This is a genomic window from Alkalibacterium putridalgicola (assembly GCF_900109825.1).
GTDB lineage: Bacteria > Bacillota > Bacilli > Lactobacillales > Carnobacteriaceae_A > Alkalibacterium > Alkalibacterium putridalgicola.
In genome coordinates this window covers 1-14,975 of sequence record NZ_FOBL01000049.1, presented here as the reverse complement: position 1 = coordinate 14,975, position 14,975 = coordinate 1, and the positions used below count along the sequence as shown (strand labels likewise).

Genomic DNA, 14,975 nt, shown 5'->3' with positions numbered 1-14,975 from the left:
AACCTTGTCAAAACTTGTTCCAATACTGTTATTGCAACCTGTTTTTAGAAGATACCTTGTCAAAACCTGTTCCAATACTGATGTTGCAACTACTATTATGCAGTAATAACGGTAGAATTAGCTGTAAAGATCGTGCAGCATCAAGTTATTGCATGATGTGCTTCAGAAGTATCGTTAATCGATTAGATCAGTCAGTCGAAGGCTACTTTCATCTAAATGTTGCCAGAAAATAAACGAAAGAGGCTGGAACAACTGAGCTGTCCCAACCTCTTCCATTTACTTTTTCCTTCTTTTATTCCCCTCGTTCAGGTACGAACATAAAGGTTTCACCATTGTGGAGATTATCGAGCAGAAGATGGTACTTTTCACTCAACCTTCCGATGACATTCACCCGATCGTCTTTCGGATAATCGGCTTTTGTCACCTGGACTTCTCCTGAATAGCGTTTATAGCGCTCGTTATCCATCGTAACGGATCCTCTCAGACGCATGTCTGTCTGGTCCGGTTCGACGTGTTTTCCGGCTTGCGCGTACTGTCTGGACTCCTGGACACGGATCAGCGTGCCTGGTGAGTCTACCCGGACAGTAAATCTCTCATTATACAAATGATCCAATGCTGCCGGCAGTTTGACCGGAAGACGGATCAGTCCGTCCTCTAAATACTTCGTAATCAAGTCCAGTTCAAAGTCAGACATTTTTATGTCGCCCAGAAAGACTTTATCTATGCCATAATGCTTCATCAGATCGACACACTGGGCATAAGGAGAGAGATAGCGGTGTGCTTCAAGGGTCGGCAAACCTTCATACAAAGGCCCGCGTTTTTCCTCATCGCCGGATATGAAAGCCAGGGTCTGCCCAGACGCCTCTTTGATCCGCTGATTCAGCGAAGTAAAGAAGACGTCATCCAGCCCCGTTTCAGGTCTCGGATAAAAATTATGCATGTAGAAGGCTTCTGCTTCTTCACTATCCTGATTCAGCAGCGTTGAGGCATTATAGGTGAAACTGACATTCAACTCATCTTTTTTCAGTTGCTTTAAATCGAAGCCAAAGTCTAACCTCAAGTTATCTAAATGAAGACGACGAGCCAGAGAAGCCAGTGAGTCCTCGCCAAACCGTTTCAGCGTCAACGGCGATACATCCGCCATGATCCAGAACCCGTTCTCATGCAGCCATTGGCACATCTCTTCCACATCATCCACATAAGAATCCGTCATTTCTTCATTCATATGAAGAGAGGTAAAGACCGGTGCGTTTTGATTCTTCATCATTTCAAGGAATGGACGCTGCCGTTTAAATGCGGACACGTAAACGGCGAATCCAAAAATTTTAGATGTTTGCATTTCTTAAATCGTCCTCTTTAATGAATAGACGTGTGATGATGAATCCTCCAAGATAAGAGATCAGTATTCCGATTGCGTAATGAATCATTCCATCCTGCATCAATGGAAGGGCGACCCAGCCGGATGGTCCCCAGGCATTTGCCATAACACCCATCATCATGACATATGCGCCACCAAAGCCTGCACCTAAACCGGCCGTGATGAACGGTTTACCTAAAGGCAGTGTGACACCGTAAATCAGAGGCTCACCGATCCCCAGGATACCCGCAGGCAGTGCGCCTGAAATAACGCCTTTCATTCTTTCGTCGCCGACTTTTTTAGCGATCAAGTAAATGGCAATGGCTGCTCCAACTTGTCCGGCACCGGCCATAGCCAATACTGGGAACAGTGATACGCCACCTAAAGCTTCAAGTTGAATGGCATAGATTGGGATCAACCCGTGATGCAGACCAACCAATACCATTGGCAGGAAGACTGCAGCTAAGATATAGCCAGACAAGATACTTACAAATGTGTTTTCAGAACCAATGATCAGGCTTAATCCGCGTACAAGCCAATCAGAAAAGAAGCCTGAAACTGGCATGATGATAAAGACAAAGATCAGGGTCGTAATGAGTAAGGTCACGATCGGCGTGACCATCAAGTCCAGGACATCCGGTGTACGTTTTCGTACAGCTTTTTCTATCTTCGCCAGGATGAATACACCGAAGATAACACCGATGATCCCACCTTTACCCGTTGTCAGGATCGAATTCAGCGGCTGTTCAGCATCATACAGACCAACGAGTGTGGATAGATCGATCAGTGGTGCCGCAATTGACATGGCCCCGATCATCCCACCTAAGGCTTCTGTTGCACCAAAGCGTTTGGCCGCATTCACACCAGTGAAGATAGCGAAGTAGCCCAGGAACGAGTTACCGATCAATGCAAAGGTGATGCGGATACCTTCCCAGACATCGCCGCTGATCGTCCCTTCGCTGATCATTGTACCAAGCAGTCCGCTTAGTCCCTGGAAAATACCGGCGGCAATGATCGCAGGGATCATTGGGATAAAGATATTGGCGATCGTGGCTAAGGCTTGTTTGAATTTGCTTTGTTTCTGCCCGCCTTTGATCTGCTGTTTGTTTTCCTGCCAGTTATTGGCGCTGCCGGATGAATCCTGTACATTGTATTTTTCTACGAGCAGATCATTGATTTTTTTAGCCGTTCCCGGTCCAACAATGACCTGGTAAGTATCTGCATCATTCACGCCCATGACGCCTTCGGTATTTTTAAGTCCAGCTTCATCGATCAGGCTCTTGTCTTTGACGTTCATCCTGACACGGGTCATACAGTTCGTGGAGGAAGCGATGTTATCCTTGCCACCAACTGCATCGACGATTTCTTGAGCTAATTTTTCATTGTTTTTAACCATCTGTGTGTTGCTCCTTTTCATTTTTGTTTTTTATTAACGTATTTTTATTAAAGTGCTTTTCTAACATGTCCTTCTGATGTTTCCAGCTTGTTGACGGCAGCCTCTTTATCGATATCTAATAAAATCATTATAATGGCAACTTTGACTTTGCCGTCACTTTCAGCAAGAGCTTTCTTAGCCGTTTCTCGGTCAGCATCCGTTGCTTTCATCACGATGTTTTCTGCACGTGATACAAGTTTTTCGTTTGTCGGCTGAACATCGACCATCAGGTTTTTATATACCTTGCCGACCCCTACCATGGCGATCGTCGACAGCATATTCAGGATCATTTTCTGTGTGGACCCTGCCTTCAAACGTGTCGAGCCCGTCAGGACTTCTGGACCCGGGACCGCTTCAATAGCAATATCCGCTGCCTGACCGATTTTGGTGTCTTTATTGCAGGCGATGGCGATCGTTGGAACCTTTATTTCTCCCGCATAATTCAATGCACCAATGACATAAGGGGTACGTCCACTTGCGGCTAATCCCACCACGACATCGTTTTCATTCAACTCTAACTTTACTAAATCTTCTTTTCCTAACTCCTGGCTATCTTCTGCACCTTCGATGGCTTCCGTAAAGGCACGTTCACCACCTGCGATCAGACCCACGACTTTTTCTTTCGGTGTGCCGAAGGTCGGTGGACACTCAGAAGCATCAAGAACGCCTAGACGACCACTCGTACCGGCACCTGTATAGATCAGTCTCCCTCCTTTTTTCAGTTGACCGATGATCGTGTGGACGGCGCTTTCAATTTCAGGAATCACCTCCTCAATGGCTTCTGCCACCTTTTTATCCTCATTGTTCATTACAGTGAGTGCTTCTTTCACACTCATCTGATCAAGATTCATCGTATTGGGATTCTGTTTTTCTGTTTCCATCTTTCCTAACTCTACCATCAGTCCTGCTCCTTTTTTATCTGTGTTTTTTCAAGTATCTCGATAGTCTCTTCGTACATTTTATTGATATAGCTCGTAAAGAGGATATCGATGATATTCAACTGTGCAATACGCGACGACATCGCCCCGCTTCTGAAGCTGAACTCATTTGATGCGACATAAATCGCATAATCTGCTAATCTATTGATCGGTGATTCATCTGTTTTCGTGATTGAGATGATCGTGGCACCATTCTCCTTTGCCACTTCCGTACAGGTGATCATTTCTTCTGTCTGACCGGAATAGGAAATCACTAAGGCAACATCCTTCTCACTCATGTTTTTGGCCATGAGCAACTGAGTGTGCCAGTCTTCGCTGACATAAGACATTTTGTTGATACGTGTAAACTTCAGCTGGGCATCTTTGGCCACGATAAGCGAGGCTCCCATACCGAAAATAGTCAGTTTCTCGCACTCAAACAGTTTTTGTACACATGTTTTGATCGTTTCTGTATCGATCAGTTTTTCTGTTTCTTCCAGTGAAAGAATATTTTTATGTGTCACTTTATTAATGATTTCTTCTATTTCATCCGTCTTTGTCAGTTCAGCGATATGCTTCTTTTTGTAATTCGACCGAACAGCCTGTTCATAGATCAAATCTTTCAAAAAGTCCTTGTAGCCTTTGTAGCCAGTCTTTTTACATAGACGAATAATTGTCGAAGGGGAGGAGAACGTCTTCTCCGCTAAATCATATATCGTCATTCGACTGGTTTCTTCTGCATTTTTTAAAATGTAATCGATGATCGCCACTTCTGTCGGGCTGGCATCCTTTTTATATTCTTTTAATTTTAACGTTGCTATGGCCATAATTTATCTCCCTCTTCACTACTATATTAACATCATAAAACATAGTGTCAATGAAACGCTTACTTTATAAAACAAAGTACCGCCTATTGGATACTATTTGGTGAATACGCTTAAATTTATGAAACAATACTCACCCTATTTATATTATACTAAACGGACTGGAAAAGATATTATAGTCATTCTGACATAGGTCTGTTTCAATAATGGGCTGAAAAAGCAGAAATACCGTCAATTCAAGGATTGAATGTCCCTGAAATTGACGGTATGTTCTTTTTTAATGTTTTTCCAAAGCCTTCTTCATTTTTTTAAGCTTTGACCCAACTATCGTTCATTTTAACTCCTGCGGCTTTAAGTAAAGTGTAGATGGGACAGCGGGCTTCCACTTGTTTCTTTAACGCTTGAATTTCCACGTCGTCTTCCGGCGTATCCACTTGAACATTGACGGTCACCTGTTCATAGTAAGGATGAACGGATGCATCACCCATAACCCCAAATGGATCGAATACCCCTTGCACATCAAAGGACAGACCTCTCAAGTCAAAATACATTTCGCCGGCGATCATATTCGCTGTTATATTTGTACACGAAGCCAACGTCGCGAGCAGGGTCTCCATCGGGTGCGGCCCTTTATTTTGTCCGCCATACACTTCAGACTCATCGAAAATAATCTTATGCTCTCCTGTGCTTGCTCTCACCACAAGATTTTCACTTTGAGCATTTACAGAAACAGTCATTTTTCTCATCAATTCTATCATCCTTTACTAAATCATACCCTTCTCCATACTTACATTCAGTAAAATAAGAAACGAATCAAACTCTTCCTGGATCATAAATACTTTATATCATTGGCTTTTTCATAAATTGCTTATCTTTCGAAATCGATCATCATAGTTTCGGGCAAATAAACAGAGGCTGCCTTGGGTTTTGTTTCTGCTATCTTCTTTCCTTTACGGTAGGAGGCGAGCACTTCAGCCTGCTTTCTCAGTGCATCATATCGATTTGTGGCATTCAAGATGATAAAGTTAGCCGGCTTACCTTCTTCTATACCGTACACGTCTTGAATATTCAGTGTGACTGCACTGTTATCCGTTATATAATCGAACGAATCAACGATCTGATTGTAGCCCATCAATTGAGTGACATGGATCCCCATATGCAGGACCTGAAGCATATTCCCTGTTCCCAAGGGATACCAAGGATCAAATATATCATCGTGCCCGAAACAGACATTCAGTCCCGCTTCACTCAATTCTTTCACGCGGGTGATCCCACGGCGTTTCGGGTAGTCATCGAACCGTCCCTGCAAGTGGATATTCACCAGCGGATTGGCCACAAAATTGATTTTGGACAGCTTTAACAGCTTCATAAGCTTGGAGACATATGCCCCGTTATACGAGTGCATCGCCGTCGTATGGCTTGCGGTCACTCTGCTCCCGAGTCCTCTTTTATACGCTTCTGCCGCAACGACTTCCACGAACCGTGACTGCTCGTCATCGATCTCGTCACAGTGAATATCAATGAGTCGATCATATTTTTCAGCTAAGTCAAATGCGATCTTCATAGATTCCACTCCGTCTTCACGGGTAAACTCGTAATGAGGAATACCGCCTACCACATCCGCTCCCAGTTTCAAGGCTTCTTCTACCAGTTCCGTCCCATCAGAATATGAGAGGAAGCCTTCTTGAGGGAAAGCGACCAGCTGCAGGTCAATATATGCCTTCATTTCTTCTTTCACTTCCAGTAAAGCTTTTAATGCTGTCAATGATGGATCACAGACGTCCACATGGGTCCGCACCGCTTGAATGCCCTGAGCGATCTGCCAGTACAAGGCTTTTTTTGCCCGTTTCTTAACATCTTCTATAGTCAGTGTCTTTTTTCTTTCCGCCCACGTTGAAATCCCTTCAAACAACGTACCGCTCTCATTCCATTTCGGCTCTCCAGCTGTCAAGGTCGTATCCAGATGGATATGCGGTTCGATAAATGGCGCACTCACTAACTTACCTTCTACATCCAATGCGCCGTCGACCGAACGGGCTTTTTCTATTTTAATGAACTGGCCATTTTCTATGTGAATGTTCCATAGGCCTTCTCTTTTTACTAAAGCTGCATTTTGTATGATCATCGATTAAACCTCTTCCCCTAAAGTTGCCTGTTTCTGGTCCTTTGCTTTTTCTGCCAGTTTAGTCAGTCCCACAAACAGGACGACTGCTCCGATCATACTGTTCAGTGGCGGAATGCCCGGCAGCCATTGTGCTGAAGCAAATCCGCCTATCCAGGCGAAGATCGCCGGCCATTTGACCACTTCTAGATCCATATCGTCCAGCTTAAGATAATGTCCTTTGTTAAGAATAAAGTAGTCAGCCAGGATGATAGCGCCGATTGGGGGAAGTGCGCCTCCCAAGAGTGTCAGCCAGCCTATAAAGTTATTGTAAAGCCACATCGCCAGTAACGTTCCGACAATGCCGTTGAAAACAACCAGTTTACTTTTACTGATTTTTGTTATATTGGAAAAGCCTAAGCCAGAGGCATACAGTGCATTATCATTAGTCGTCCAGATATTCAACCCTAATACAATGACAGCCGGGATAATAAGACCCTGAGAAAACATCACATCTGAAATATCCCCGGCCCCTGTGGCAATGGAACCAACAGCTCCAAACAAAAACATTAAACTGTTGCCGACGAAGAAGGCTATCAACGTGGTAAGGACCGCTGATTTTTTAGTTTTTGCAAAGCGGGCAAAATCCGGTGTGAGCGTCCCTCCGCTGGCAAATGAGCCTACACAGATCGTCAGCGCCGCAGCCAGACCCAGTGACTGTTCAGGCTGATAGGCAAACAATTCGGACAGACCACCAAGATCACTGACAGCGATACCCACTGATGTACTTCCAAGAACTGCAATGGCAGGTACTGCCACAAAACTTAAGATGGCTAGAGCCTTCATCCCGAAGAATGCCGAAAAAGTCATCGCCGCTCCTGAAATCACGATCAGAGTAAACATGTCGATGCCCGTCACACGATTGACCGGTACGGCAAACATGGCTATCCCTACTCCAAACCAGCCGACTTGGGTCGCTCCCAGCAGAAAGGATGCCAAGTACGACCCCTTTTCTCCAAAGGCATATCTTGCCAGCAAGTGGGTGGAAAGACCGGTTTTCGCCGCGATATAAGCCAAACCTCCTGTATATGCACCCAGTATAAAGTTGCCAAACAGCACCATCCAGATGAATTCTTTCATCGTAAGTCCGAGGCCCAGTTCCCCGCCTGAAAGCATACTGGCTGAAAAGAATGTAAAGCCCAGCATGACGACAAACATTCTTAGATACCCATTGCGATCTGCCTGAGGTACTGCCTGTAGTGAAAAGTCTTTGTCCATTTTTCTTCCTCCTTGTTTGGTTGCTTATTAGTACCCATACCTGGCAGGTTTTTATACATAAATATTTGCATAAAAAAAGCTTCCTGCCCGATACGACAAGAAGCGTTCGAAAAAAAGACACACGTGTAGTAGATACACTTGTCGCCTGATTTTTCATCCGTAGTCCTTGTCAGCCTCACGGGACTGATTTAAAGGTACCAATATTCAATTGGAGTTATTATCTCAATACTTTGTCTGTTTGTCAATCTCAATTTAAGGAATATCTGATATCATGTAAATAATTTAAGGGATACTTTTTTGCAGACAAAAGAACAGCCATCACATCAGATGGCTGTTCTTCTTTTCTGGGTAATTAAGCTTTGACCCAGTTGTCATTCATTTCAACGCCGGCTGCTTTAAATAGTGTGTAGATGGGGCAGCGGGCTTCCACTTGTTCTTTGATCAGTTGGATGCGTTCTACTGATTCAGTCGTATCAACTTTTACATTGATCGTTACTTCTTCAAAATACGGCTGAACAGATGCATCGCCCATAAAACCACGGGGATCGAATGTACCCGATACATTGATCGTCATCCCTTTTAAATCAAAGTACATTTCTCTGGCAGCCATATTAGCTGTTACGTTTTCACATGAAACCAAAGCGGCTAGTGCTGTCTGCATCGGATTAGGACCGGTATTTTTTCCGCCCATTGTTTCTGATTCATCTAGAATAAGTTCATGTTTTCCAGCCTTGGCTGTTAATGCGAACCCATCAGTTTTAGCATTCACTGCAAATTTCATTTTTTTGTTTTCCATCATCATCCCTTTTCTCAAGTCTTTGCTCATTATATCGTTAATTCTACTTTTAATAAATAAGTACAAATAGTAAGTATGTGATATTTTTGTGAACATTTGTGCATGACTTAGTCCTTATTAATAAGCGTGAAGACAGTTATTTCAGGTACAGCATTTATCCTCATCGGAGTGATACTCATGCCGATGCCTCTGTTTACATACAAGCTGTTTCCGGCAGATCCATAATCTTCTTTTATCCATCCGTCTGTAGTGACTTCTCCACTCTGAAGCAGATTTAGATAAGACCATGTTTCTGTAAATGGCACACGTATCTGCCCACCATGGGTATGTCCGGCTACAGCCACAGGGGATACACCACCTGCCAGCGTCTTAAATGAATCGGGATTGTGCATCAGAACCATTCGGGGCGCTTCTTCAGGGACCCCTTCGAATGCTTTGTTCGCCAAGTCATTACCAGCCCAGTGCGACCCCAGTCCGACGACATATAAATCTGTATTTACACCTTCTAGAAGGATCTCATTTTTATTATCCAGCACCATGATGCCTAAAGAGGATAATTCAGTAGCCAGCCCTTCCGCCAGTTCCGTGTTTGGCTCAACATCTTGAGAGGACATGGCATAATCATGATTCCCGAGCACACTGTAAACCGGTATACCACTCTCTGCAAGTGGACGCATGACTTCCATGACTTCTGCTATTTCAGGGTCATCCATATTGTCTACATGATACACGTAATCCCCTGTAATAAGTATGGCTGCAGGATCCATATCGATCACGTCTTCCACTGCTTTTTCCACGGTCCACACGTTATCCAGCCACAAGCCTATTTGAAAATCTCCAATGACTGCGATTTTTTTACCTTCCATCTCGGAAGGGAGGTTCGTTATCGCTGCTTCTTCTTCCTCAACATCAAGGATGTAAGGTTCGACGAATCCCCATATAGCGATAGCTAACAAAACTGCGCCGGCAGCAACCAGCCATTTTTTTGTCTTTTTTTCATCTCATTCCACCCTCTAACTTATTCTTATACTTATTATACCGGATATAGGTCAAATCAATGAATATGAAGCATTTTTAAAAGGTTTTACCTGGTCTCTGATTTTATCTGATATACTAAAGATCAGATTAAGATATGTGAGGAGAATGAAAGATGAAAACAGCAGAACAATGGATCAGTGAATTGAACCTTGAACCTCATCCGGAAGGTGGATACTTCAGACAAACTGAATTATCTGATGAGACATATGAGAAAAATGGAAAGGATTTTGCTTTGTATACATCGATTTATTTCCTTTTGACCACAGATAGTCCCTCTCATTTTCATAGACTTGTTTCCGATGAAATGTGGTTTTATCATGCCGGTCATCCACTCACCGTCCATTCTCTTTTACCCGATGGGTCATACAAAAAGACCACACTAAGTTTGGATATCGAACAAGGGCATCACCTGCATCATACCGTTCCAGCAGGGACTATTTTTGGTTCCACAGTCGAAACCGGCTATGCCTTAGTCAGCTGCACGGTCGTTCCCGGCTTTGATTTCTCCGATTTCAGGTTGTTTACGAAAAAAGAACTGCTGGAAAAATACCCCGAACACTCAACTATCATAAAAAGACTCGCTTACGACACGCTCCCCGAATGAACAGGTGCGTTGTCAGCGAGTCTTTTATCAATCGATCAACTTGTCTTTTGAGGGGACTGCGGATCAAGTTCCATGAACTCAAGCCAGTTACCATCAGGGTCTCTGAGCCAGAACTGGGTGTTGGTATCTTTCCCTACAGACAGCTCCTGAGCAAAGTCGACTTCTTTTTTTCTCAGTTCCTGAGCTAGTTTTTCAATTTCTTCCACTTCAAAACAAATGTGATCATACTGGTGTTTTTCTTCTTTAGTCCCGCCATAGAAAAATTCCACAAATGACCCATCGGCAACCTTGACGTATTCGATCCATGGCTTTCCGTCATCGTCTTTCAGATCGAATGCATGCGTGAATCCCAGAATATCACAGTAAAAATGGAGTGTTTTCTCCATGTCGGTCACTTGTAGTCCTTTATGATGAATCCCTTTGATCATTTTCTCCACTCACCTTTTATATAGTATTGTTTTTCCTCACATACATAGCATACACCTATACTCAGCTGTTATTAAGCAAAAGTCTTCAGTCATTCCACTGCCGCTCTCACCCTTTACTGCTTTCCTTCAATAAAATCGATGATCCGCTGACTGACATGCTCTGTTTCTTCAATATGGACCCAGTGCGTTCCTTCCCCGAGCAGGAGACCTTTCCCGTTATCACAATACGCCAGACTCTCATGTGCCAGATCTGAATCCAAAAACTGATCCTTCATCCCCCAGATGACTAAAGTCGGTACAGTGACACGGATCGGTCCCTGTCCATTCATGAATGTTTTTCCATTAGCCCGATACCAGTTCAACATGGAGCTCATTGCACGGGGTTTTAACCAGGCTGAAACGTACTGGTCTAAATCAGCCTCTTTGAACGTCCCCTTCTGACTGCTTTTCTCCATTGTTTTGGTGAAAGGTTTCCAGTCAAGGAGACGCAGGGTCCACTCAACTATACCTCTGAACTGAAAAAATAAGATATAGGAACTTTTCAATAGCTGTGATGGTTTATGACGGATGTGCTTGATCATCGCTCTTTCATGGGGCGCATTCAAAATAACCAGTTTATCAATGAGTTCAGGGTGCTGTCTAGCGACATGCCAGGCTACGATCCCACCCCAGTCGTGACCCACGAGAGTGACCGTCTCTTTGCCAGACGCTGTTATCAGTCCCACGATATCCGATACCAGTTCATCCAGTTTATAGTCTTTGACTCTTTTGGGCTTATCACTCAAGTTATACCCGCGCTGATCCGGCGCCATTGCCCGGTAGCCGTTATCCGCAAAATAAGAAAGATGCTTTTGCCAGCTGTACCAGAATTCAGGAAAGCCGTGTAGAAACAGAACCCCTGTCCCGTCTTCAGGACCAGCTGCAGCGACATGCAAGTCGATCCCATTCGTTTGGATATAGTTATGTTCCAGCGCTGCCATTTTAATTTCCTCCTCTTGTTTAGTTCATGCATTCAGTTATCTATTCTTGTTCTCTTAGGTTCATATTATTTTACCTGACATAGATTATTCAACTGTAACGTTCAAAAAAGACTGTTTAGTTTTAAAGAACGAGAAAAAACCAGACGCTCTTCTCTTCATTTTGAGAAAAACGTCTGGTTGATGATCTATTAGTAAGATAAAATCAGTGGCCTTTCTAAGTTGTTTTTTCGTTGAGCAGCTCTTCTATTCTCTCTGCCCGCACAGCTTTTGAAAAGAGATAACCTTGTCCATACTCACAGCGGGCTTCGATCAGTTTAATTAACTGATACTCCGTTTCTATTCCCTCAGCCACGACATTCAAATGCAGATCATTACCCAAGTTAACGATGGTTCTGACCATGGCCTGCTGGTCGGCACTTGCCATATCCTCAATGAATGTTTTATCAAGTTTAATGGTATCGATGGGGAGCTGCTTGATGACATTGAGCGAAGAATATCCCGTACCAAAATCATTGATCGAGATCCGGACGCCTAATCTTCTCAATCCGCAGATGATTTCTGTGCTCTCTTTCGTATCCTGCATGATGCTTTCCGTCACTTCGATTTCCAGTAAGCGTGGATCCAATTCCGCCTCTTCTAAGGCTTCTTTGACCAGTGTTAAAATCGTCCCCTGCTGGAATTGCCGAACTGAGACATTGACCGATATATTGGCTGGCGTCAGCCCTTTTTTCTGCCAATTTTTACTTTGAAGACTGGCTGTTTTAAGAACCCATTCCCCAATGGAGATGATTTGACCATTTTCTTCGGCTATCGGAATAAATTCCGCCGGCGAGATCCAGCCAAGTTCAGGATGCTGCCACCTCAGTAAAGCCTCCATCCCTATTATTTTTTTGTCTTCAATTCGACTTTGGGCTGATAAAAAACTTCAAACTGTTCTTCTTCAAGAGCTTTTCTTAAGTCACTCTCGATCCTCATCTGTCGTGACATTTTCTGATTCAAGTCATCATTATAAAAACGATAGCCGTTTTTACCGCCTTCTTTAGCAAGATACATCGCAGCATCGGCATATTTAAATAATTCTTCAAACGTTTCTCCGTGAGTCGGGTACATACTGATCCCCATACTTGCCGTTACGATGATTTCATGGTTAAACATTGAAAGAGGCTGCTGGAACTTTTCAAGGATCGTTTCTGCAATCTTTATACACTTTTCTTCCGTTGCATTAGACAAGACCACGGTGAATTCATCTCCGCCAAGTCTGAAGATTTGAGTATCTGGACCCAGGATATGCTGCAGATATTCAGATATTTTCACGAGAATGTAGTCGCCGGCCTGGTGTCCCAGCGTATCATTGACCACTTTAAAGCGATCCAAATCGACCAGTAGTAAGGCCGTATTGCCATTATCGAACTGTTTCATCTCGCTGTTCATGTGCTCTTCGAAGCTTACCCGATTATATAAGCCGGTCAGTGGGTCATGATAAGCCAAGTGCCGATATTCATCTATCAATCGATTATTTTCCTTGATCACAAAAAGTTGTCGGCCGATGATCATGAAAACGATGATAACCAACCCAAGGCTTAATATATTAAAATCCCAGTTATAACTTTCACTGACCAATACGATCAGTATGACCGTACTGATATAAGGCATGACCTCATTCAATTTTTCATATGTTTTTTCTATACTTTTCAACGGTTTTTCGTTTGCTGCTGTCATATAATATCCAGCCAGACCGATCAACCATATACTCATCAGCCAGAGGAAATCTGATACGCCCCCTCGTGAATAGCTTTCTAAAGCTCCAGAATAGACAGAATACGAATCAGCCATCGTATGTAAAAAAACACCTGAGACTATAAGCAGCATCACACTTTTATCCCTGTCTTTATGAATCAGGTAATAAATAATACTTGCAAGGAAAAGTAAACTCAAGTCGACAACAGGATAGGCTAACATGACAGCCGTATTCCATACTGAAGCACCTGATAAGGTGATGATAGGCTCAATAAGAAAATGCAGACTGATAGAAGCTGCGGTGATCATAAAGATGATAATATTAAATAAATAAACACCTTTAAAGGCATTGGGTTTCGCCCACCTTATCCAGTAAATCAGTGAAGATAAAATCAGGATATACGCGGCCAGCCAGAGAGAATACGCACTCTCTGAAAAAACAGTCCTCACATCATCGATAAGAAAAAACAGCCAGAACAAATTGGCCACGAGATAGGTAAACAAGCCTAAATTAAGTATGGACCAGAATTTCCGTTCTTTATTTTTAGTGCGTTTGAACGCTCTAAATGTAAAAACATTCCCAAAAATCAATCCGGCTATATGCTGAAGGTTTACCCCTACCGCTAACAGCCAGGAATTCCCTCCACTGAACACTAGCCATCCATAAAAAATGATGATATTTATTCCCATTATGCCTATAATAAATCTTCCACGCTTGAACACTCTTATCCCTCTAATCTCTCTATATATGATTCGTTTACAGCATAAATCCTTGCAGCTTGTTCTTCTCCCACATCTCACTGCAGGCTTAACCTTGTATAAGCGTCTAAAATTATTTCCTTTTTAAGATATAGCGTTATTATATTAGACATCTACCACGTGATATAACGCTTTCTTTTTTATATAATCCACAGTCTTATTATCGCACTTTTCTTTAGTAAGTTAAGATTGTTTCAATAAAAATTTCAACTGTGAAGACAGGTCGTATTAAAACCGTTCACGCCTTGATTCCTTATTCATTTAAGGTATAGTGAATAGAGATAAACATCCTCAAATTAAGGAAGTGTCAGCATGCGTATCAATAAATTTATCAGCGAAGCGGGTAAATCCTCCAGACGGGGTGCCGACAGATTGATCGAACAAGGGCAAGTGACCATCAACGGTAAAAAGGCAGAGGTCGGCAGTCAGGTCGAACCGGGTGATGACGTCCGTGTCGGCGGCAACCAGATCTTTGTGGCCCGGAACAATGTCTATATCGCCTTGAACAAACCTGTCGGCATCACGAGTACGACCGAAAAAGACGTCAAAGGCAACATCGTCGACCTGGTCAACCATCCGTTCCGTGTGTTTCATATCGGACGCCTGGACAAGGATTCAGAAGGCCTTATTTTACTTACGAATGACGGCGACATCGTGAACGAGATCCTGCGTTCTGAAAATGAACACGAAAAAAGATATATCGTCTCGGTGGACCGCCAGA

At 43.3% G+C, this 14,975-nt stretch carries 15 protein-coding genes; 2 read left to right on the top strand and 13 right to left on the bottom strand.

Going from position 1 to position 14,975, the window contains the following annotated elements:
* Window positions 1-292 precede the first annotated feature (292 nt).
* The 9 genes from BMX84_RS11700 to BMX84_RS11660 all read right to left on the bottom strand — a co-directional run bounded on the left by BMX84_RS11700 (window position 293) and on the right by BMX84_RS11660 (window position 9,664).
* Complete coding sequence (locus tag BMX84_RS11700; protein ID WP_091490037.1) at window positions 293-1,339, bottom strand: MupG family TIM beta-alpha barrel fold protein; 1,047 nt, start codon at window positions 1,337-1,339, stop codon at window positions 293-295.
* Window positions 1,326-2,753, bottom strand: a complete 1,428-nt coding sequence (locus BMX84_RS11695; protein WP_091490034.1) for a PTS transporter subunit EIIC — start codon at window positions 2,751-2,753, stop codon at window positions 1,326-1,328. Before BMX84_RS11695 ends, BMX84_RS11700 begins: the two co-directional genes overlap by 14 nt.
* 47 nt (window positions 2,754-2,800) lie before the next feature.
* Window positions 2,801-3,691 carry an N-acetylmuramic acid 6-phosphate etherase gene (murQ, locus tag BMX84_RS11690; protein ID WP_091490032.1) on the bottom strand — a complete coding sequence of 297 codons (891 nt, stop codon included), beginning with the start codon at window positions 3,689-3,691 and terminating at the stop codon, window positions 2,801-2,803.
* Window positions 3,691-4,536, bottom strand: coding sequence for a MurR/RpiR family transcriptional regulator (locus BMX84_RS11685; protein ID WP_091490029.1), 846 nt, complete (start codon window positions 4,534-4,536; stop codon window positions 3,691-3,693). The genes murQ and BMX84_RS11685 overlap by 1 nt, the downstream gene beginning before the upstream one ends.
* Window positions 4,537-4,841: 305 nt before the next feature.
* Window positions 4,842-5,279: an OsmC family protein gene (locus tag BMX84_RS11680; protein WP_091490026.1), complete on the bottom strand. Its 438-nt coding sequence runs from the start codon at window positions 5,277-5,279 to the stop codon at window positions 4,842-4,844.
* 122 nt (window positions 5,280-5,401) lie between these two features.
* Window positions 5,402-6,658 (bottom strand): cytosine deaminase, encoded by a 1,257-nt coding sequence (gene codA, locus BMX84_RS11675; RefSeq protein WP_091490024.1) that lies wholly within the window; start codon window positions 6,656-6,658, stop codon window positions 5,402-5,404.
* A gap of 3 nt (window positions 6,659-6,661) precedes the next feature.
* Complete coding sequence (codB, locus tag BMX84_RS11670) at window positions 6,662-7,912, bottom strand: cytosine permease (protein ID WP_091490022.1); 1,251 nt, start codon at window positions 7,910-7,912, stop codon at window positions 6,662-6,664.
* Window positions 7,913-8,264: 352 nt separating this feature from the next.
* Window positions 8,265-8,708: an OsmC family protein gene (locus BMX84_RS11665; protein WP_091490042.1), complete on the bottom strand. Its 444-nt coding sequence runs from the start codon at window positions 8,706-8,708 to the stop codon at window positions 8,265-8,267.
* Window positions 8,709-8,815: 107 nt separating this feature from the next.
* Window positions 8,816-9,664: a metallophosphoesterase gene (locus BMX84_RS11660; RefSeq protein ID WP_218142377.1), complete on the bottom strand. Its 849-nt coding sequence runs from the start codon at window positions 9,662-9,664 to the stop codon at window positions 8,816-8,818.
* Window positions 9,665-9,858: 194 nt separating this feature from the next.
* Between BMX84_RS11660 and BMX84_RS11655 the strand changes: the two genes are divergently transcribed.
* Window positions 9,859-10,350 (top strand): cupin domain-containing protein, encoded by a 492-nt coding sequence (locus BMX84_RS11655; RefSeq protein WP_091490019.1) that lies wholly within the window; start codon window positions 9,859-9,861, stop codon window positions 10,348-10,350.
* Between the two features lie 35 nt (window positions 10,351-10,385).
* On the opposite strand, the gene BMX84_RS11650 is transcribed toward BMX84_RS11655, so the two are convergent.
* The 4 genes from BMX84_RS11650 to BMX84_RS11635 all read right to left on the bottom strand — a co-directional run bounded on the left by BMX84_RS11650 (window position 10,386) and on the right by BMX84_RS11635 (window position 14,218).
* On the bottom strand, window positions 10,386-10,778 hold the full coding sequence (locus tag BMX84_RS11650) for a VOC family protein (protein WP_091490017.1): 393 nt from the start codon (window positions 10,776-10,778) through the stop codon (window positions 10,386-10,388).
* 113 nt (window positions 10,779-10,891) lie between these two features.
* Window positions 10,892-11,758, bottom strand: a complete 867-nt coding sequence (locus tag BMX84_RS11645) for an alpha/beta fold hydrolase (RefSeq protein ID WP_091490014.1) — start codon at window positions 11,756-11,758, stop codon at window positions 10,892-10,894.
* Between the two features lie 214 nt (window positions 11,759-11,972).
* Window positions 11,973-12,635 carry a putative bifunctional diguanylate cyclase/phosphodiesterase gene (locus BMX84_RS11640; protein ID WP_091490011.1) on the bottom strand — a complete coding sequence of 221 codons (663 nt, stop codon included), beginning with the start codon at window positions 12,633-12,635 and terminating at the stop codon, window positions 11,973-11,975.
* A gap of 5 nt (window positions 12,636-12,640) precedes the next feature.
* The gene (locus BMX84_RS11635) at window positions 12,641-14,218 is read right to left on the bottom strand and encodes a GGDEF domain-containing protein (RefSeq protein WP_143058722.1); all 1,578 of its coding nucleotides are present in this window, start codon (window positions 14,216-14,218) and stop codon (window positions 12,641-12,643) included.
* A gap of 348 nt (window positions 14,219-14,566) precedes the next feature.
* Between BMX84_RS11635 and BMX84_RS11630 the strand changes: the two genes are divergently transcribed.
* The coding region (locus BMX84_RS11630; RefSeq protein WP_246791075.1) for a pseudouridine synthase at window positions 14,567-14,975 on the top strand (409 nt) is incomplete at its 3' end.